Origin of the sequence: Tahibacter aquaticus (assembly GCF_004363655.1) — a bacterium.
Classification (GTDB): Bacteria; Pseudomonadota; Gammaproteobacteria; order Xanthomonadales; family Rhodanobacteraceae; genus Tahibacter; species Tahibacter aquaticus.
On sequence record NZ_SNZH01000082.1, the window covers coordinates 1 to 1,220 of the forward strand.

Genomic DNA, 1,220 nt, shown 5'->3' on the forward strand with positions numbered 1-1,220 from the left:
GTGACGAACACCGCCACCGTCAGCGGCGGCGGCGACCCGAGCTGTCCGGCAGCCGCCCGCTGCACCGACACCGAAGGCCCGACGACGATCGATGCTCCGCAACTGACGCTCGACAAGACCGCGAGCGCCAGCCCGTGGACCGTCGGCGTTCCGGCGAGCTACACGCTGCAGGTCACCAACACCGGCACGACGGCGACGACGGCTGCCGCAACGATCACTGACACGATTCCGGCGGGCCTGACCATCGGCACGTTGCCGGCGGGTTGCACCGCGACCGGCCAGACCGTCACCTGCACAATCGCGAGCGGCTTGGCGGTGGGCGCGAATGCCAGCTTCGTCATCCCGGTCACGCCGACCTTGGCGGCCGGTGCCAGCGTCACGAACACGGCCACCGTCAGCGGCGGCGGCGACCCAAGCTGTCCGGCAGCCACCCGCTGCAGCGACACCGAAGGCCCGACGACGATCGATGCACCGCAACTGACGCTCGACAAGACCGCGAGCGCCAGCCCGTGGACCGTCGGCGTTCCGGCGAGCTACACGCTGCAGGTCACCAACACCGGCACGACGGCCACGACGGCTGCCGCAACGATCACTGACACGATTCCGACCGGCCTGACCATCGGCACCCTGCCGGCAGGCTGCACCGCGACCGGCCAGATCGTTACCTGCACGATCGCGAGCGGCTTGGCGGTGGGTGCGAATGCCAGCTTCGTCATTCCCGTCACGCCGACCTTGGCGGCCGGTGCCAGCGTCACGAACACGGCCACCGTCAGCGGCGGCGGCGACCCAAGCTGTCCGGCAGCCACCCGCTGCAGCGACACCGAAGGCCCGACGACGATCGATGCACCGCAACTGACGCTCGACAAGACCGCGAGCGCCAGCCCGTGGACCGTCGGCGTTCCGGTGAGCTACACGTTGCAGGTCACGAATACCGGCACGACGGCCACGACGGCTGCAGCAACGATCACTGACACGATTCCGACTGGCCTCACGATCGGCACGCTGCCAGCGGGTTGTACGGCAACCGGCCAGACCGTCACCTGCACGATCGCGAGCGGTCTGGCGGTGGGCGCGAATGCCAGCTTCGTCATTCCGGTCACGCCGACCTTGGCGGCCGGGGCCAGTGTGACGAACACGGCCACCGTCAGCGGCGGCGGCGACCCAAGCTGTCCGGCAGCCACCCGCTGCAGCGACACCGAAGGCCCGACGACGATCGATGC

The 1,220-nt window shown here is 69.8% G+C and carries 1 protein-coding gene; it reads left to right on the plus strand.

The genetic code is table 11. From position 1 onward, the window contains the following. The coding region (locus tag DFR29_RS28880) for a DUF7507 domain-containing protein (RefSeq protein WP_133822090.1) at positions 1 to 1,220 on the plus strand (1,220 nt) is incomplete at both ends.